Below are 17,493 nucleotides of genomic sequence, written 5' to 3'. Positions count from 1 at the left end.
GCGATCAGTTCAACACGCCCTTTTTCGGGTCCGGCGGGAATGCGGCATTGGCCACTTCGCCCCGCAGGAGCTTGAAGGCTTCATTGAGCTGAATATCGTCCTTCGGTTCAGCCGGGACATAGGCCGACGAACCGGAGCCGTTATCGTCTTCGGCATTGCCCTTGATGTGGCCCTTGAGTTCGGATTCGCCGCGCACGACGTCCTCACCCTTCAGTTCCGGCGGCAATGGCTGGTCGACCTTGATATCAGGCGTGATGCCCTTGCCCTGGATCGACTTGCCCGACGGCGTGTAATAAAGCGCGGTCGTGAGGCGCAGCGAACCATTTTCGCCAAGCGGAATGATCGTCTGCACCGAGCCCTTGCCGAAGGACTGCGTGCCGAGCACGGTGGCGCGGCGATGATCCTGCAACGCACCGGCAACGATTTCCGACGCGCTGGCCGAACCGCCATTGATGAGAACGATGACCGGCTTGCCGTCGGTCAGGTCGCCCTTGCGCGCATCGAAACGGGTCACGTCCTGCGGATCGCGGCCACGGGTCGAAACCACCTCGCCCTTGTCGAGGAAGGCGTCGGACACGGCGACCGCCTGATCGAGCAGCCCGCCCGGATTGAGGCGAAGATCCAGAACATAGCCCTTGAGCTTGTCGCCCGGAATCTTGTCCTGAATATCCTTGATCGCCTTCTTCAGGTCGTCGGACGTCTGTTCGGTAAACGAGATGACGCGCAGATAGCCCACATCGTTCTCGACGCGGTAGCGAACGGCCTTCACCTTGATGACGGCGCGCGCGATCTTCAGCGTGATCGGCTTGTCAGCGCCTTCGCGCTGGATGGTCAGCTCGATCTGCGAACCCACTTCGCCGCGCATCTTGTCCACGGCGTCGTTCAGCGAAAGCCCGCGCACTTCCTGCCCGTCGATCTTGGTGATGAGATCGCCTGCCAGCACGCCGGCCTTGGAAGCGGGCGTATCGTCGATCGGCGCGATGACCTTGACGAGATCGTTGTCCATCGTCACTTCGATGCCCAGGCCGCCGAACTCACCCTTGGTCTGCGCGCGCATGTCCTGCGCGGCTTCCGGGTTGAGATAGGACGAATGCGGATCGAGCGAGGTCAACATGCCGTTGATCGCGCTTTCGGTGAGCTTCTTGTCGTCGGGCGGCGTCACATATTGTGCGCGCACACGCTCGAAAATATCGCCGAAAAGGGCCAGTTCCTTGTAGACATCGCTATCTTTCCCTGCCGCGAAAGCAGTGGAAGCCGGCGCGCCCTGGACCATCACCATGGCTGACGCCCCCAGAAGGGCCCCGGCGAACAGCAGCGACAGTTTACGCATCATTTTCACGTCCTTCCAGAAAGCCGTTCGGTCCACCACGGAGCGGGATCGACGGGTTTTCCATCCTTTCGAAATTCAATGTAAAGCAATGGCGCGCCATTGCCCACCTCTATCGGTGCAACACTTGCGAGAAGTTTTTCTCCCATTGCGCCGACCGGCTCTCCCGCAAGTACAAATTGGCCTTGCGATACGTCGATTCGCCCCATGCCAGCCATGACGACATGATATCCATTGCCTGCATCGAGTATCAAGAGCTGCCCGTAGGAACGGAATGTGCCCGCGTAAAGTATCACGCCATCGGAAGGTGACGTAATCGTGGCAGAGGGCAAGGTTTCGACCACCTGCCCCATCATGGAGCCGCCGACGCCGTCCCTTTCGCCGTAGCGGCGCACCGTCTTGCCCGCCGCAGGCAAGGCAAGCTTGCCCTGCAAGGAGGCAAAATCGATCTGCGGGCGCAGATGCGTGTCATCGGGCGCGGCTTCCCCGGCCTTTTCCCTTGCTGCGGCAAGGCGATCGGCTTCCGCCTTGCGGGCCGCTTCGGCTGCATCGCGCACGCCTGCCATCTGCTTGTCGAGCCCGTCGATGAGATCTTTCAGATTGCCTGCCTTGGCCGCAAGCTCTTCGGAACGCTTGCGCTGCGCCTCGATTTCCTGTTCCGATTGCGCCTGCAATTTCTTCTTCTCCTCAAGAAGAAGTGATTGCCGTTTCTGCTCTTCCGCCTGGACCGTGCGCGTCGTCTTCAGCTTTTCCTGCTCCTGGCCGATGGAAGCGGTGACCTGCTGCATGTCTTTCAGATCGCCGGTCAGCTCCTCCACCTGCTCGCGCATTTCGGGCACCACGGCGCCAAGAAGCACGGCGCTGCGCACCGAGGCGAGCGCATCGTCGGGCCGCACCAGAATGGCGGGAGGCGGGTTCAGCCCCATGCGCTGCAACGCGGCCAGCACTTCGGCCAGAACGCCGCGCCGTGCGCTGAGCGATGCGCGGATGCCGTCTTCCTGCTCGCGCAGCGCGGTCAGCTTGTCGGCAATATCGGCAATATCCTGCTGCAGCTTCTTGTCGGTCTTGGCCGACTGGATCAGCGCGGCGGTAATGGTGGCCTGATCCTTCTTCAGCCCGGCCACCTCGTCCTCAAGCTGTTTCAGCCTGTCGCCGGTGACGGTGAGTTCGTTGCTGAGCTTTTCATAGTCGCTTGCCGCCTGATCGCGCTGCTGCTGCAAGGCGTCCTGCGCAAGAACCGGCGCGCAGGCGAACAGCCCGGCCACGACAAGGCCAGCCCGCGCGGATGCAAGCAATCTTGGTCTTTTGAAAAGGCGTACAGGGTACATTCGTGTTCTATCAGGACGAAACAAGGCTAAATTCAGGGCTGAAACCGCAACCTAGACCGATACCGTTAACGAACCATCAACCATAACAGCCAGCATCAGGTTGGAAGGCGCTCCATCAGCTCGATGCGGTTTCCGAAAGGATCGGAAACATAGCAGCGCTTGTAGCCTGCCAGCGGCTCATCCTCGCTCACCGGATGACCGGCTTCGGACAGGATACCGATCAGATCATCAAGATCATCGATCAGAAATGCCGGATGCGCCTTGCGCGCAGCCACGAAGGCCGGATCGACGCCCAGATGAATTTTCAGAGCCCCGCGCTCGAACCAGCAGCCGCCGCGGGCCGCAAGGTTCGACGGCTTCGGAACCTCCGGCAGCCCCAGAAGGTCTCCATAAAAGGCGCGTGCCTGCTCTTCTCCGCCTTCCGGCATGGCAAGCTGTACATGATCCAGTTGCTCGACGCGCATAATGCCCTCCCGCTGCTTGCGATCAAGCCTACAAAGCGGGGCATGACCGTACAACAGAAATCAGGACGGTGTCGCCGCCTCCAGCCACTCCGTGAGGGCACGGCGGATTGCGGTCTCCGCTGGCTCGCAACGCGTGAAAGCCCACCAGATATGCGCGCCCTGCCAGATGCTGGCCATCTGCCAGCCGAGACGTTCGGCTTTTTCCGCATCGCTGGAAAGACGTCGCCCGAGCGCACCGGCCAGATAGACGCCCCATGCCGCGCCCCGCGCCCGCAGCACCGGATTGCGAATATCCTCGCGCAAAAGCAGAAGCCCGTCGGTGGCATTATATTCAGCGGCGTCCGATGGCATCAGCGCCATCAGCAGGTCGATCGCGCCCTGCGGGCCGGGTTCTGCATCTTCATCGGCCGCGCGCGTTGCCGCATCGAGCTTGTCCCACGCCCGCAGCAGCACCGCCTCAAGCATGGATTGGCTGTTGCCGTAACGCTGGACCAGCGTGGCGGCAGAAAGCCCCGCCGCCTTTGCAGCCCGCGCGAAGGTCAGTCCATCGGGACCGGCTTTCGCCACGACAGCCAACAATCGGTCGAGCACTGCCTCATCGGGCACGGATTTGGTTCTTGCCATGGTGAATATATAAACGTATATTCATTTATAAATCAACCGGAGAAATCACAATGGCGAAAATTGTCGGCTACATCGCCGCCAGTCTCGACGGCTTCATCGCGGACGAGAACGGCAGGCTCGACTGGCTGTTCAAATATGATGGCGCTGATCTGGGCGAGCACGATTACCGCACCTTCATCCAGTCGGTCCGCACTGTTGTCATGGGTCGCGCCACCTATGACTTCGTGGCTGAAAGCGATGCGCCCTGGGCCTATGGCGACCAAAGATGCATCGTGGTCACGTCACGGCCTGTCGAAAACCCCAGGGGGCCGCTTGAAACCCGCCACGACGTCGATGCGCTGATCGCGGAACTGCGCGCGCTCGATGACGGCGATGTGTGGATGCTCGGCGGCGGCCAGTTGCAAATGGCATTTCTGGAACGCGGCGCGCTGGATGAAATCGAGATTTACGTCATCCCCGAACTCATCGGCGGCGGCATGCCGCTGTTTCCGCCGACCGGCTTCAAGGCGAGCCCTGTTCTCCTCAGCGCCAAGACGCTTGACCGCGGCTGCGTACGCCTGCATTACGCATTTCACGACTGATGATAGGGATGGCCACAGAACCAAAAGCGATTGAGATCAGCCTGATGATCATATAAGGAAAAACAGTGTTTAATGATTTTTTTAAAAAAGAACCAATTGGAATTGGTGGTTTTCTGCTAATTCCAATTGTAGCCGTAATATCCTCAGTAATATTCATTTCACTTGATATATTTTATACAATAGAGGCATTTCCTGAGGAAGTCATTATTGAAATATATCGCCAAAATATATTACTCGGATCATCCATAGTTTTTGTTATAATATTACAAGTATTTCTTGTTATTCTAGGCATATTATCTTTATACTTCATGATAAGGCGCGATATAAAAACAACAGGGTGCCTTATTGCATTCTTCATAATAAAAGTAATAACGCTCAATATCGCAAAAGCAAACTTGAATGAACTTTCATACGATTTCATCATTGATGGAATCGAGAAAACTGGCCAATCATTTCTTTCAAGTTCGGCGTCATTGATATTTGTACCATACCTTGTTCTATCAAGAAGAGTAAAAAATACCTTCACGAGAAATCAGAAATCTTCAATATGAAAAACCGTCACGACCGATGATAGGGATGGCCTGCCAGAATGGTGGCGGCGCGATAAAGCTGCTCGGCAATCAATATGCGGGCAATCTGGTGCGGCCATGTCAGTTCGCCCAGCGCCAGAACGAGATCGGCGCGTGATCGCAATGCCGGATCGTGACCGTCCGGCCCGCCAATGGCGACGATAAGCTGGCGCTTGCCGTCGTCGCGCATCCGTCCGACCGCTGCCGCAAAAGCTTCCGATCCGAGCGCCTTGCCGCGCTCGTCGAGCAGGATCAGGGCCGCGCCGCCAGAACTGGCATTATCGAGCGCGTCGTGGATGCGCTGGGCTTCCTCGGCCTTGCGCAGTTCCGCCGTCTGGCCACGGCTTTCCGGAATTTCGCTCACACCGGCGAATTCAAGCCCCAAAGGCGGCCCAGCCTTGGAAAACCGGTCGAAATAACGCTCAACCAGTTCCCGTTCGGGGCCGGTTTTCATTCGGCCCACGGCAAAAACACTCACACGCATGACGCTCTCAATTCATCGAATTAAAGCGTGTCACGCTTTAATCTTTTCTTTCACGCATTCTTCCGCGCAAAAGCGCTTCGCACTTTTGGCTCGAGAATGGCCTAATGCACCGTTTCCAGCGCTCGTTCGTCGTCGAAACCCTCGTCGAGCCAGATCTTCTCGATATTGTAGAAGTCACGGACTTCCGGTCGGAAGATATGGACGATGATATCGCCGGTATCGATGAGAACCCAGTCGCCACTCTCGAGACCTTCGACCCGGATGTCCTTGCAGCCTGTTTCACGCAGGGCCTGCAAAAGATGGTCGGCAACCGCCGTCACATGGCGATGCGAACGGCCCGACGCGACGATCATAAAATCGCCGATCGTTGATCTTCCGCGAATGTCGATGGGGATGATGGATTCCGCCTTGGAGTTTTCGAGACTGGCCAAGGCCGCGTCGAAGGTCTGGGACACGAGATTGGACTCGTCCATCCCGACCGTGGAAGGCACGTGATGAGCCTTCTTCTCAATTGCTGTTCTCAGTGTAATCCCTTTCTCAACAGAACAACGCAATGTGGCAGTTGTAAGCACCACACTCCCTAAAATAGGCAGAGTCCCTGTTTTGTTTCAAGTGCACGAGCTTTTCCAGCCCGTTCACTTTTTCAGTTTCTTTGCCCGTTCTACCCATATCTTGCAGGAATTGTCATGAAACCATCAAGATGCGGTACGGGTTTTGCGGATAGCGGTGGAGGAAAGCGACGACCGCGGCCCATGGATGAAGGTCCAGGCCGGAGGCGTGCGCCGCGCCAGCATGGGCGCATATTGTTCGTCGATGCGGCTGTCGGAAAAAGTCTGCGCCATGCGCGACGACAGATAGGCGAGCGTGGAGCCCGGCCGGTCGATGACCGCAATCGGGAAATTCTGCGCAATCTCGCGCCAGCGCTGCCAGCGATGGAACGAGGCGAGATTGTCGGCGCCCATCACCCATACGAAGTGAACGCCTGGATTGGCGTCGCGGATGAGCGCCAGCGTATCCGCCGTATAGCGGACGTTGAAGGCAGCTTCCAGCGCCGTCACCTTGATGCGTGGGTCTTCCGCCACTTCCTCGCTCAGCTTCAGCCGCTCGGCAAGCGGCGCCAGTTCACGGCTGTCCTTCAGCGGATTTCCCGGCGTCACCATCCACCAGAGCTGGTCGAGCTTCAGCCGCCTGATCGCGATTTCCGCCACCAGCGCATGGCCTCCATGCGGCGGATTGAACGAGCCGCCGAACAGCCCCACCGCCATGCCCTTTTCGACATGCGGCATGCGCAGATAATGCGCACTGACACCCGGATATTTTTCCTTCAATGCGGAAAGCCCGAAGCCGAACTTCATCCGAAACTAACCACGAACCTGTCCGCTGCCGCGCACGCGATATTTGAACGAGGTCAGCTGCTCGACGCCAACCGGCCCGCGCGCATGCATCTTGCCGGTGGCGATGCCGATTTCGGCGCCCATGCCGAACTCGCCGCCATCGGCAAATTGCGTCGAGGCATTGTGCAGGAGAATGGCCGAGTCGATTTCGTTGAAGAAACGCGCAACCGCTGCCGCATCTTCCGCCACGAGGGCTTCGGTGTGATGCGAGGAATAGCGGTTGATATGTTCGATTGCGCCCGAAATGCCATCGACCAGCGCAACGGAAATGATCGCATCGAGATATTCTGTCGACCAGTCCTCCTGCGTGGCGGGCTTCGCCGGATAGAGCGCCAGCACATCGGTGCTGCCGCGAATTTCGCAGCCCGCGGCGGCAAGATCGTCAAGGATCGGCGCCAGATGTGTCGCAGCCACCGCACGATCCACCAGAAGCGTTTCCGCAGCGCCGCAAATGCCGGTGCGCCGCATCTTGGCGTCGAGCGCAATTCTGCGCGCCATATCGAGACCGGCTGTTTTATCGATATAGAGATGGCAGATGCCTTCCAGATGCGCGAAGACCGGCACCCGCGCTTCCGACTGGACCCGCGCAACAAGACTTTTGCCGCCACGCGGCACGATTACGTCAATCGCGCCATTGAGGCCCTTCAGCATTTCGCCGACAGCGGCGCGGTCGGTCACCGGCACGATCTGGATCGCATCGGCAGGCAGGTTGGCGGCTTCAAGCCCCCTGACCAGCGCTTTGTGAATGGCAGCCGACGAATGCGCCGAATCCGAGCCGCCGCGCAGGATAACCGCATTACCCGCCTTGAGGCAGAGCGCACCGGCATCGGCGGTTACATTGGGGCGGCTCTCATAAATGACGCCAATCACACCGAGCGGCGTGCGCACGCGCTCGATGTGAAGGCCGTTCGGACGGTCCCATTCGGCAATCACCTCGCCCACCGGATCAGGGAGCGCCGCGATGGCGCGGATACCATCGGCGATGGCATCGATCCGGCTGTCATCGAGCGTCAGGCGGTCGACGAAAGAAGCCGCCATGCCGTTCTTTTCCGCATTGGCGAGATCGAGCTTGTTGGCTTCCAAAATCTCGGACCGAGCTTCCAACATCGCCTCGGCGGCGGCAATCAGCGCCTTGTTCTTCTGTTCGGTAGTGGCGATGGAAAGTGGGGCGGCGGCAGCGCGCGCCTTGCGCCCCACTTCCGCCATCACGGCAGCAATATCGTTTGCCGTATCTGCCTTGGTCAGCATGTCCTCTCCCCTTACACCGCTTCCGCATTGCTGGCCGCGCGCACGACCAGATCGTTGCGATGGATCATCGCCGCGCGCGCATCATAGCCAAGAATTTCGCTGATCTCATCGCTTTTATGGCCGGCGATCTTGCGCGCATCCTCGGCATCGTAAGCGATCAGTCCGCGCGCGATCTCGCGGCCGTCCTCATTGAGCACCGCGACCGTATCGCCGCGCTCGAATTGACCGTCGATTTCCTTCACACCCGCCGGCAGAAGCGATTTGCCGGATTTCAGCGCCTTGGCCGCACCGGCATCCACCGTCAACCGGCCAGCCGGTTCCAGATTGCCGGAAATCCACGTCTTCCACGCATTGACCGGCGCACGCGCCGGTTCAAACAGCGTTGCGCGCTCGCCGCGATCGATGGCTGAAAGCGGGCCGAAACGCGTGCCCGATGTGATGATCATCGCGGTCCCGGCCGCATTGGCGATCTTGCCCGCATCGAGCTTGGTCTTCATGCCGCCGCGCGACAGTTCGGAAGCCGCCGCTCCCGCCATGGCTTCGATCTGCGGCGTGATGGTTTCGACCAGCGGCAGAAACTCCGCGTCCGGGTTCTTGTGCGGCGGGGCCGTATAAAGCCCGTCAATGTCGGAGAGCAGAACCAGAAGGTCCGCGCCCATCATGGTCGCCACGCGCGCAGCGAGACGATCATTGTCGCCATAGCGGATTTCGGTGGTTGCCACCGTGTCGTTCTCGTTGATGACCGGCACAGCCTTCAGCTTCAAAAGCGTCTCGATGGTCGCGCGCGCATTGAGATAGCGGCGGCGCTCCTCGGTATCGGAAAGCGTGACCAGAATCTGTCCGGAACGGATGGAATGTCCGCCGAGCACATCCGCATAGGCCTTGGCGAGCGCGATCTGGCCGGCGGCGGCAGCGGCCTGGCTTTCCTCAAGCTTGAGCGCCTTTTTCGGCAGGCCGAGGACGGTGCGGCCAAGCGCGATCGCACCGGAAGAAACCACCAGCACCTCGACGCCTGCGTGATGAAGCGCTGCAATATCCTGCCCCAGGCTTTCCAGCCAGTCGCGCTTGAGGCCGGTTGCGCGATCCACCAGAAGGGCGGACCCGATTTTGACAACGATGCGGCGATAGTCCTTCAGTTTCTTCAGCATGTTTCATTCCCTCGCCGCATCCAAAGCGCATCCCGAAAAGTGTGAAACGGTTTTCGGATAAGATGCGCGCCCAAATAAAATCCGACGCTTAGTCTTCGGCTTGCGCCGTACCGGCCTCTGCGGCGCGGCTCTGATCAATCACGGCAGCAAGCTGGCGCAACGCATCGTTCAAACCTTCATGGCTGACCGCCGAAAGCAGCAGCGGATCGCGTCCGCATGCCTTTTTCAGCGCCTTGACCTTGGCCTTGCGCGCTTCCGCATCCAGCGTATCCACCTGCGACAGCGCCACGATTTCCGGCTTGTCCGCAAGCCCGTGCTCATAGGCTTCCAGCTCGCCGCGAATGACCCGATAGGCCTTGGCCACATCTTCTTCCTGCGCTGACACCAGATGGAGCAGAACCCGCGTGCGCTCGACATGACCGAGGAAACGGTCGCCAAGGCCGACGCCTTCGCTCGCCCCTTCGATCAGGCCCGGAATATCGGCAATGACGAACTCGCGGCCATCCACACGCGCGACGCCCAGATTGGGATGCAGCGTGGTGAAAGGATAATCGGCAATCTTCGGCTTCGCCGCTGTCACGCTTGCGAGGAAAGTGGACTTTCCGGCATTGGGCAGGCCGACCAGACCGGCATCGGCAATCAGCTTCAGGCGCAGCCAGATGGTGCGCTCGATGCCTTCCTGCCCGGGATTGGCGCGGCGCGGCGCGCGGTTGGTCGAGGTGGTGAAATGCAGGTTGCCGAAGCCCCCGTTTCCGCCCTTGGCGAGACGATAGCGCTGGCCTATCTCGGTAATGTCGCAGATCAGCGTTTCGTCGTCTTCCTCGAAAATCTGCGTGCCGACCGGCACCTTGAGAACAACGTCGTCGCCCTTGCCGCCGGTCATGTTGCGGCCCATGCCGTGCATGCCGGTCTTGGCCCGGAAGTGCTGCTGATAGCGGTAATCGATCAGCGTGTTGAGACCGTCCACGGCCTCCACCCACACATCGCCGCCGCGTCCGCCGTCGCCGCCGTCTGGACCGCCGAATTCGAGAAATTTCTCGCGGCGGAACGAAACCGCCCCCGCCCCGCCATTGCCGGAGCGGATATAGATCTTTGCCTGATCGAGAAACTTCATCTGAACGTAACCTTCTTGATGCCCGCGCTGCGGCAGGCTTTTGGGCGGCGCGCGCCCTGAATAGGAATTACATGCGGGCGCGCCCGCATGTGGTGTGTTGCAATTACAGCAAAACCGGCTTCCTGCAAACAGTCGAGGAAGCCGGTTTCCGCCTATTTCCGGTTTCGTTCAGGATCGGTGAAATCGATATAGATCAATTCCTGATCCAGATACTGGCCCTGAACGTAAAGCGACTTGGGTTCGACGCCGTAAGTCTTGAAGCCGAGCGCATAATAGACGCGTTTTGCGGCTTCGTTCGTGGCGACCACCTTGGCATCCAGAACGACGACCTGCGTTGCCGCATGGTCGATGACCTTGCCGACAAGCGCCTGGCCGAGTTGCAGCCCGCGCGCTTCGGGAGCCACATAGACGCCCCAGAGCGTGCCGCGATGGCGCTCGGACCTGCGATCATGGCGGAACATGCCCGCCGTTCCCAGCAGGTTTTCGCCATCGAAGGCCCCGAAGACCACATTGCCGTTCACCTGTTCCAGGCGGCGTGCGAAGACGCTGTCCGAATAGGCGTTTTCTTCCTCGAAACTCGAACCGAAGGCCATCGGCGCGCGCTGCAAGGCGCTCAACCTTATGGCCCGGTAACGATGCAGGTCGCCCTTTTCGAGCGCGCGCACCACGATCCTGTCGCGTGCGATTGAGTGGGTATCCATCATGTCATTCCCCGATGATTATCGGTCCTGCGCCAGCCGGAAGGGCTTCACGCAGGACCATTTTGCAGCCACACAGGGCTAGTTTTGGAACAGCCCTTACGACTGCCAGCTTCTCAGCCCGATCCAGGTACGCCGATCGAGGACATAGCGCTCGACCGGCACATTGCCTGCGGCGAGCGAGTCGGCCATGCCCATGCTGCTGAACTGGAAGCCGCACTTGTGGATCACCCGGCGCGAACCGCCATTGATGGCATGGCACGAGACATGCAGCCGTTCGATGGCGGTCGCACGAAAAGCCAGATCGATCAGGGCGTGCGCGGCCTCGGTGGCAAAGCCATGCCCCCAATAGGGTTCGCCCAGCCAGTAGCCGATTTCAAGCCCGTCGCCACGATCGAGCGGATGAATGCCGCAGCAGCCCATGAAGATGCCGGTTTCCGCTTGCGTGATCGCGTAGATGCAATTGCCCATCTCGCCTTTTCGCACGCGCTCGACAAAGTCGACGGCGTTTTCACGCGTGTATGGATGCGGCATACGGGCAAGCATACTGGAGACGCGGGCGTTATTGGCAAGATAGGAAATCGCATCCACGTCTTCGACATGCGGCGGGCGCAGCACCAGCCTTTCGGTGACGAGGACGGGGCAGTCCAGCTCGTAGGCCAGGTCGGGAGCCTTTGCATCCTCCAGGCCGGGCGACAGATCTGCGTAACTGCCTCTTCTTTCGCTACTGCTTGCGTCGTAACAATCTTCTTCCAGAACTTCGACAACCATTTTTCGTTCCTCCAGAGCGTTTCATTTGAGCGCACCTTGTTTGAAAACCGCTTCGCACTTTTCGAGATGCGCCCAAATGCAAAAAGGGAAGATGGGTGGCCCCATCTTCCCTTCGATCTTTTGGCTAGGCTGCCATTTACACCGGGTCCGATGGGACGCCGGTGCTTGTGAGAGTGCCCGGCTTACTCTGCTGCTTCCGCGATCGGGTTAACCGACACGTACGTGCGACCGTTGGCTTTCGTGCGGAAAGACACGGAGCCGTTTACGGTTGCAAAAATCGTGTGGTCCTTGCCGAGGCCGACATTGGCGCCCGGATGCCACTTCGTGCCGCGTTGGCGCACGATGATGTTGCCGGCGAGCACAGCTTCGCCGCCGAACTTCTTCACGCCAAGGCGTTTGGATTCTGAATCGCGACCGTTACGCGAGGAACCGCCAGCTTTTTTGTGTGCCATTGGTGTTCTCCTTTAATCTCTCTGTTTACTCAGCCGACTCGGCCTTGGCTGCGGCCTTCTTGGGCGCTGCCTTCTTCGGCTTTGCGGCTTCGCCTTCGACGGCGTCTGCCTTCGGAGCCTTCTTCTCGGCGGCCTTCTTGGAAGGCTTCGCGCCGTCGGTGAGGATTTCCGAGATGCGGATGGTCGTCAGTTCCTGACGATGGCCGCGGGTGCGCTTCGAGTTCTGACGGCGACGCTTCTTGAACGCGATGACCTTGCGGGCACGGCCCTGTTCAACGACTTCGGCGGTGACGAGAGCACCGGCGACGGTCGGGGCGCCAATGGTCGAGCCGACCATCAGGACTTCTGCGAATTCTACGATGTCACCGGCTTCGCCAGCAACTTTTTCGACCTTGATGAGGTCGTTTGCGGCAACGCGATACTGCTTGCCACCGGTCTTGATGACTGCGAACATTTGTTGTCCTTTCGGTTGTTCGGTCCGGCTCTCATTCTGCGACATTGGCGTCGAAGCGATGGGCCGTCTTTTTATCAGTCGGTTGATGAGCGGGCTTTTGCCCTTGATCGCAGCCCCGGAAAAGCCCGAAATCTGCAATCAAAACAATAGGCGCGGATCACCCCACGCCTAAGGTCTGGTGCTTATAAGTGCGAAGCGGCAGAAAAGTCAAGAATTTTCACAAGGGAATGCAAATTAGCTCTTGTCTAATCGGCGCTGGCCCGTTATTGAGCCGCTGCACGCTCGGCATTCGTCATTGATGCTTGTTACTGTGCGATTCTTCAAGGGTCGTTTTACAGTGCTGCACAACGCGGAGAGGTGGCTGAGTGGTTGAAAGCACCGCACTCGAAATGCGGCATGGGGGCAACTCCATCGGGGGTTCGAATCCCTCCCTCTCCGCCATTTATTTCCTTGCAAGAACATCCAGCCATCCGGTGAACAGCGCATCATTTACCGCCGCCGGTATAAGCGCGTGCTTCTCCGCACGGCGCAAACCGTGCTAGAAGAGCCTCATGAGTGTGTTATCAGCCGTTGCTCCCATCTATCATCCCCCGCTGGAACCCTATGTCTCGATCCTTCATCGCGATGCGGGCTTTCTCGTGCTGGACAAACCGAGCGGTCTCCTGTCCGTACCCGGACGCCATCCTTCCCTGTATGACAGTCTCGCAACGCGCGTTCAGGAAACATTTCCGCAAGCGCAGATGATCAACCGTCTCGACAAGGATACGTCAGGCATCGTCCTGATGTCGCTCGATCGCAAGGCGCATGCCGCCATCGCCGCGCAGTTCGAGGCGCGCACGACGCAAAAATCCTATATAGCCATCGTCTGGGGGAACGTTGAAGAAGACGAAGGGCTCATCGACCTGCCGCTGGCGATTGATCCCGACAACAAGCCGCGTCATCGTGTCGATCACGAGCACGGCAAGCCCGCGCAGACACGCTGGCAGGTGCTCGATCGCAGCGAGCGCACGACCCGGCTGCGGCTCTTTCCCCTGACGGGCCGCACGCACCAGCTGCGCGTGCATATGAAAGCGATTGGCCATGTGATCCTCGGCGACGAGTTTTACGCCGAAGGCGAAGCGCTTGCTGCCGCAGACCGCCTGTTGCTGCATGCGGAAGAACTTTCCTTCCGGCACCCCGATGGCCGCGCTGTTACCTTCACCGCGCCCTGCCCTTTCTGAGAGCATCCATGTCGCAGAAAATCGATACATCGGAACTGGTCGTTGATTTCGTCGGCGGCGCTGTCGGCCACCGGTTCCGCTCCGGCGAAGGACGCGGTCAGGCTCTCGCCAGGGCCGCCGGACTGACGCGGGATGCCACGCCGGAAATCGTCGACGCAACGGCTGGCCTTGGGCGCGATGCCTTTCTGCTGGCTTCCCTCGGCGCGAAAGTGACCTTGATCGAGCGCTCCGAAAAGATGCACGGGCTTCTCGCCGAAGGGCTGGCGCGTGCAGCCGCGGAAGGAGGCCGCTATGCCGAGACTGTTGCCCGCATGACGCTTTTGCACGGCGATTCCTGCCTGCTCCTGCCCGAATTGAAGCCGCAAGTCGTGCTGGTTGACCCGATGCATCCGCCGCGCGGCAACAGTGCGCTCGTCAAAAAGGAAATGCGGCAGATTCGCGAAATCGTCGGCACCGATCCGGATGCCGAAAGGTTGATGCAGGTGGCGCTCGAGGCAGCGCAATACCGTGTGGTGCTCAAATGGCCGTTGCGCGCCGATCCCATGGCCGGATTGCGCAAGCCCTCCCATCAGTTCCTCGGCAAGAGCACGCGTTATGACGTGTTCGTCAAGGCGAAGATCGGTTGAACATCGCGCAAGAACTATGGCTGTCCGCTTCCATCTGATGCGAAGTCGCGCGGCATCTCGACAGAATAGATACAGACGCTGTTGCGGCCCTTCGCCTTGGCCTCATACATGGCAGCGTCCGCAGCCGCGAGCAGATCCCCTGCCGACCGGCCATGTCTGGGAAAACAGGCGACACCAATGCTGCACGTGACCTCCAGAGAGGTTCCACCCAGTTCCACCGGCTCGCTTACCCTGCGCCGTATCTCATCAAGCCGGGAACAGAAATCCCCTTCGTCTGCCTTCAGAACCAGAATGAATTCATCGCCGCCCATGCGACCGGCAAGTTCACCCTCGCCGAGCAGAAGCAAAATCCGCCCGGCAACCTGCTGCAAAAGCCTGTCTCCGGCAGCATGGCCGAGCGTATCGTTGACCGGCTTGAACTGGTCCAGATCGAGAAAGCCGACGGCCACCTTCCGTGAATGGCTAGACGCCTGATCGAGCATCTGTTCGAGTTGCCGTTCCAGAAAGGCCCGGTTCGCCAGCCCGGTCAGCGCCTCGTGCTCGGCCAGATAGCGGATGCGCTCGTCGGCGATGCGCCTGTCGATGGCAATTCCAGCCATCCCTGCGGCGGTGGCCAGAAACTCCCGCAAGCCGCGATCATCGGAAACCTCGCCATCGACCATGAAACCCAGAACGCCATGCCCCGTACCGTCCGCCGAAGGAATTTCGATGGAGAATATCGCTTCGTTTTCAGGAGCAAGCGCTGCCAGTGCAGCTTCAAGGCGCGCCGGGGAAAGCGGCGCCTGTCTCAGACCAGTCGCCAGCGAAGGCAGCGAGGGGGCCGAAATAATGACATCATCTGCGTTTTGACCGGTCACGACGGCGACGCATCGAACGCCCCCGGCAAGGCTTTCCAGCAACCTGGCCAGTTGATCTACGAATTCCGATATCGCAACGGCGCTCACCGTCATTTCCAGAATGCGGGCCTGCACCTGCATGAAGCGCTCGGCCTTCTTCTTGATGGAAATGTCGCGCGAGACGCCCACGACACCGATGATGTTGCCGCTCCTGTCGCGCAGTGGGACGCGCGAAATCATCAGCCAGCGATCCGCTCCGCCGCGCATGGCGCGCTCTTCATAGCCGAGGTCAGGCACGCCGCTTTCCATGACCCGCCTTTCGATCTCGGAAATGCGCGCCGTAATCGCTGCTTGGCCGTGAATATCGACGTCCGTCAGCCCGATGAGTTCATTGATGTCTGACAGGCCATTGTTGCGGACCACCGCATCGTTGGCAAACAGGAACCGCCCTTGCAGGTCCTTGGCATAGATGAAATCCGGCACGTGATTGATCATGGCGGCGAGCCAGTCGAGCTGGTCCGTGCCTGTCGGGGCATTGTCGCCCGGCCTTGGCTGTGACAACCGGTACAGCCCTTCGCCGGGGCGCGGATCGCCGACACCCTCGCTGGCATTCTCGCCGTTATCCTCGTTGACACCCAGCGTGGATGCGTCTGCCAGACCTTTCATGGATCGGGCCCCTCCATGCCCAAGTTCATATTAGCAATCTTTTGGGTGGTGGGAATGGCATAAAAGAGCCACACCTGCGCTTTGCATCCTATGCGGCATTCTTTTCCGTGACTTTACCCACGGCGCGCAAACTGCCAACATTAGAGCGCGTTTCGATCTGACTGAATCAGATCGACGCTCTAAGCTGTTCTATTTCTGGCATAATCCTTATCGATCCTCGTTCCACTCGGGTCGGATCATGCTTTAAACCGGAACAGAATAATGATGGCAGTCGTTCCAGGTTTGCGAAGTTTCCTGTCAATTGCTCCCGGCACATCGTTTCGATCACGAGGACTTATGAAACAGAGCATCGACCTGACGACAGCCCCGATCAACCAGGCTCTGCTGCTCTTTGCCCTGCCGACCCTTGGCTCGTCCATATTGCAATCGGCTAATGGTTCCATCGACACGATCTGGATCGGGCAGTTGCTGGGCGAATACGCACTTGCCGCAACGACGAACGGCAATCTGGTCATGTTTCTGCTGACCGCTTTCGTCTTCGGTTTCGGCATGGCATCGACGATCCTCATCGGACAGGCTTTCGGGCGACGGGATATAGAAACGGCGCGCACCATAGCGGGCACCACGGTCGGCACTTTCGTACCGCTCAGCATCGTGGTCGCGGTCATCGGCTGGCTGCTCGCCCCAAAAGTTCTGGCGCTGCTGGGAACTCCTGAAACCATAGAACCGCTGGCGCGTGCGTTCCTGCAGGTCACTTTTCTGGCCATGCCGGCGATCCTGATGCAGACAATCCTGATGATGGCACTGCGCGGCAGCGGCGACGCCGTGACCCCGCTGATATTCATGGGAATGGCGGTGCTCCTCGATATAGGGCTCAACCCCTTCTTCATCCTGGGTTGGGGTCCGCTGCCTGCGCTCGGTATTGCCGGGTCCGCACTGGCGACAGCTGTCGCCAATTACATAAGTCTGGCGGCGATGCTCTACTATATCTACCATCGCGATCTCCCGTTGCGTCTGCGCGGCAGGGAGTTGTGGCTTCTTGTTCCGGACCAGAAGTTGTTGAAGCTGATCTTTGTCAAGGGTCTGCCGATGGGCATCCAGATGATCGTTGTCTCAAGCTCGATGCTGACCATGATGCGGCTCGTCAATCGCGAGGGTGTGGACACGACAGCCGCCTTCGGCGCCACACAGCAGCTGTGGACCTATGTGCAGATGCCGGCAATGGCGTTGGGTGCTGCGGTCAGTGCGATGGCGGCCCAGAACATCGGCGCCGGAAAATGGGATCGCGTCAGCTCCATAACCCGCATCGGAACGATCTACGCAGTGCTGATGACCGGAGCCCTTGCCGGGCTGCTGCTGGTCGCCGACCGGCAGGCCCTGCAGATATTTCTCGGCGCTGAAAGCCCGGCCATCGCGATCGGCCAGCACATCGGTCAGATCGCCACCTGGGGTTTCATCGCTTTCGGCGTGACAATGGTTCTCTTCGGAA

20 protein-coding genes and 1 tRNA gene are annotated in these 17,493 nt (G+C 59.5%); 6 read left to right on the top strand and 15 right to left on the bottom strand.

The genetic code is table 11. The features are described from left to right. Positions 1–4 precede the first annotated feature (4 nt). The 4 genes from ACOWVS_RS14485 to ACOWVS_RS14470 all read right to left on the bottom strand — a co-directional run bounded on the left by ACOWVS_RS14485 (position 5) and on the right by ACOWVS_RS14470 (position 3,743). Positions 5–1,333 (bottom strand): S41 family peptidase, encoded by a 1,329-nt coding sequence (locus ACOWVS_RS14485; RefSeq protein ID WP_075042061.1) that lies wholly within the window; start codon positions 1,331–1,333, stop codon positions 5–7. A gap of 2 nt (positions 1,334–1,335) precedes the next feature. Next, a complete protein-coding gene (locus tag ACOWVS_RS14480) occupies positions 1,336–2,655 on the bottom strand; it encodes a murein hydrolase activator EnvC family protein (protein WP_075042062.1) in 1,320 nt (439 codons plus the stop codon). Positions 2,656–2,750: 95 nt separating this feature from the next. Next, on the bottom strand, positions 2,751–3,119 hold the full coding sequence (locus tag ACOWVS_RS14475; protein WP_063620190.1) for a VOC family protein: 369 nt from the start codon (positions 3,117–3,119) through the stop codon (positions 2,751–2,753). A gap of 60 nt (positions 3,120–3,179) precedes the next feature. Continuing rightward, positions 3,180–3,743 carry a hypothetical protein gene (locus ACOWVS_RS14470; protein ID WP_063620191.1) on the bottom strand — a complete coding sequence of 188 codons (564 nt, stop codon included), beginning with the start codon at positions 3,741–3,743 and terminating at the stop codon, positions 3,180–3,182. A 50-nt stretch (positions 3,744–3,793) separates the two neighbouring features. Between ACOWVS_RS14470 and ACOWVS_RS14465 the strand changes: the two genes are divergently transcribed. Together ACOWVS_RS14465 and ACOWVS_RS14460 are read left to right on the top strand one after the other, a co-directional pair. Then, positions 3,794–4,324 (top strand): dihydrofolate reductase family protein, encoded by a 531-nt coding sequence (locus ACOWVS_RS14465; RefSeq protein ID WP_063620192.1) that lies wholly within the window; start codon positions 3,794–3,796, stop codon positions 4,322–4,324. A 65-nt stretch (positions 4,325–4,389) separates the two neighbouring features. After that, positions 4,390–4,875, top strand: coding sequence for a DUF2569 family protein (locus tag ACOWVS_RS14460; RefSeq protein ID WP_075042063.1), 486 nt, complete (start codon positions 4,390–4,392; stop codon positions 4,873–4,875). A 7-nt stretch (positions 4,876–4,882) separates the two neighbouring features. Here ACOWVS_RS14460 and rlmH read toward each other — a convergent pair whose 3' ends face one another. The 10 genes from rlmH to rplU form a co-directional block, all read right to left on the bottom strand. Beyond that, positions 4,883–5,377: a 23S rRNA (pseudouridine(1915)-N(3))-methyltransferase RlmH gene (rlmH, locus tag ACOWVS_RS14455; protein WP_006467863.1), complete on the bottom strand. Its 495-nt coding sequence runs from the start codon at positions 5,375–5,377 to the stop codon at positions 4,883–4,885. A gap of 101 nt (positions 5,378–5,478) precedes the next feature. Continuing rightward, positions 5,479–5,850 (bottom strand): ribosome silencing factor, encoded by a 372-nt coding sequence (gene rsfS, locus ACOWVS_RS14450; RefSeq protein ID WP_063620193.1) that lies wholly within the window; start codon positions 5,848–5,850, stop codon positions 5,479–5,481. A 222-nt stretch (positions 5,851–6,072) separates the two neighbouring features. Continuing rightward, entirely contained in the window at positions 6,073–6,732 is a 660-nt protein-coding gene (locus tag ACOWVS_RS14445) for a nicotinate-nucleotide adenylyltransferase (protein WP_021588111.1), read from the bottom strand. A gap of 6 nt (positions 6,733–6,738) precedes the next feature. Further along, positions 6,739–8,019 carry a glutamate-5-semialdehyde dehydrogenase gene (locus ACOWVS_RS14440; RefSeq protein WP_063620194.1) on the bottom strand — a complete coding sequence of 427 codons (1,281 nt, stop codon included), beginning with the start codon at positions 8,017–8,019 and terminating at the stop codon, positions 6,739–6,741. An 11-nt stretch (positions 8,020–8,030) separates the two neighbouring features. Continuing rightward, positions 8,031–9,167, bottom strand: a complete 1,137-nt coding sequence (gene proB / locus ACOWVS_RS14435; RefSeq protein ID WP_006467867.1) for a glutamate 5-kinase — start codon at positions 9,165–9,167, stop codon at positions 8,031–8,033. An 88-nt stretch (positions 9,168–9,255) separates the two neighbouring features. Then, positions 9,256–10,281, bottom strand: a complete 1,026-nt coding sequence (gene obgE, locus ACOWVS_RS14430; protein ID WP_021588113.1) for a GTPase ObgE — start codon at positions 10,279–10,281, stop codon at positions 9,256–9,258. 152 nt (positions 10,282–10,433) lie between these two features. After that, on the bottom strand, positions 10,434–10,985 hold the full coding sequence (locus tag ACOWVS_RS14425) for a GNAT family N-acetyltransferase (RefSeq protein ID WP_063620204.1): 552 nt from the start codon (positions 10,983–10,985) through the stop codon (positions 10,434–10,436). A 93-nt stretch (positions 10,986–11,078) separates the two neighbouring features. Next, positions 11,079–11,750 carry a GNAT family N-acetyltransferase gene (locus tag ACOWVS_RS14420; RefSeq protein ID WP_006467870.1) on the bottom strand — a complete coding sequence of 224 codons (672 nt, stop codon included), beginning with the start codon at positions 11,748–11,750 and terminating at the stop codon, positions 11,079–11,081. A gap of 182 nt (positions 11,751–11,932) precedes the next feature. Further along, positions 11,933–12,202 carry a 50S ribosomal protein L27 gene (gene rpmA / locus ACOWVS_RS14415; protein ID WP_002964927.1) on the bottom strand — a complete coding sequence of 90 codons (270 nt, stop codon included), beginning with the start codon at positions 12,200–12,202 and terminating at the stop codon, positions 11,933–11,935. Between the two features lie 25 nt (positions 12,203–12,227). Further along, positions 12,228–12,656, bottom strand: coding sequence for a 50S ribosomal protein L21 (gene rplU / locus ACOWVS_RS14410; RefSeq protein WP_063620210.1), 429 nt, complete (start codon positions 12,654–12,656; stop codon positions 12,228–12,230). Positions 12,657–13,007: 351 nt separating this feature from the next. Here rplU and ACOWVS_RS14405 point away from each other — a divergent pair. The 3 genes from ACOWVS_RS14405 to ACOWVS_RS14395 all read left to right on the top strand — a co-directional run bounded on the left by ACOWVS_RS14405 (position 13,008) and on the right by ACOWVS_RS14395 (position 14,502). After that, a tRNA-Ser gene (locus tag ACOWVS_RS14405) sits at positions 13,008–13,097 on the top strand. Positions 13,098–13,207: 110 nt separating this feature from the next. Beyond that, positions 13,208–13,876 carry a pseudouridine synthase gene (locus ACOWVS_RS14400; RefSeq protein WP_063620206.1) on the top strand — a complete coding sequence of 223 codons (669 nt, stop codon included), beginning with the start codon at positions 13,208–13,210 and terminating at the stop codon, positions 13,874–13,876. 8 nt (positions 13,877–13,884) lie between these two features. Beyond that, the gene (locus ACOWVS_RS14395) at positions 13,885–14,502 is read left to right on the top strand and encodes a class I SAM-dependent methyltransferase (protein WP_063620207.1); all 618 of its coding nucleotides are present in this window, start codon (positions 13,885–13,887) and stop codon (positions 14,500–14,502) included. 14 nt (positions 14,503–14,516) lie between these two features. Here the strand turns inward: ACOWVS_RS14395 and ACOWVS_RS14390 are convergent, their stop codons facing one another. Then, positions 14,517–16,004: a diguanylate cyclase domain-containing protein gene (locus ACOWVS_RS14390; protein WP_075042064.1), complete on the bottom strand. Its 1,488-nt coding sequence runs from the start codon at positions 16,002–16,004 to the stop codon at positions 14,517–14,519. Positions 16,005–16,340: 336 nt separating this feature from the next. Between ACOWVS_RS14390 and ACOWVS_RS14385 the strand changes: the two genes are divergently transcribed. After that, positions 16,341–17,493: MATE family efflux transporter (locus tag ACOWVS_RS14385; protein ID WP_420973090.1), on the top strand; the 1,153-nt coding region annotated here is incomplete at its 3' end.

This window comes from Brucella sp. IR068 (genome assembly GCF_049065885.1).
Taxonomy (GTDB): domain Bacteria; phylum Pseudomonadota; class Alphaproteobacteria; order Rhizobiales; family Rhizobiaceae; genus Brucella; species Brucella intermedia.
The sequence above is the reverse complement of the archived record's forward strand: the minus strand, read 5'-3'. Positions and strand labels throughout refer to the sequence as shown.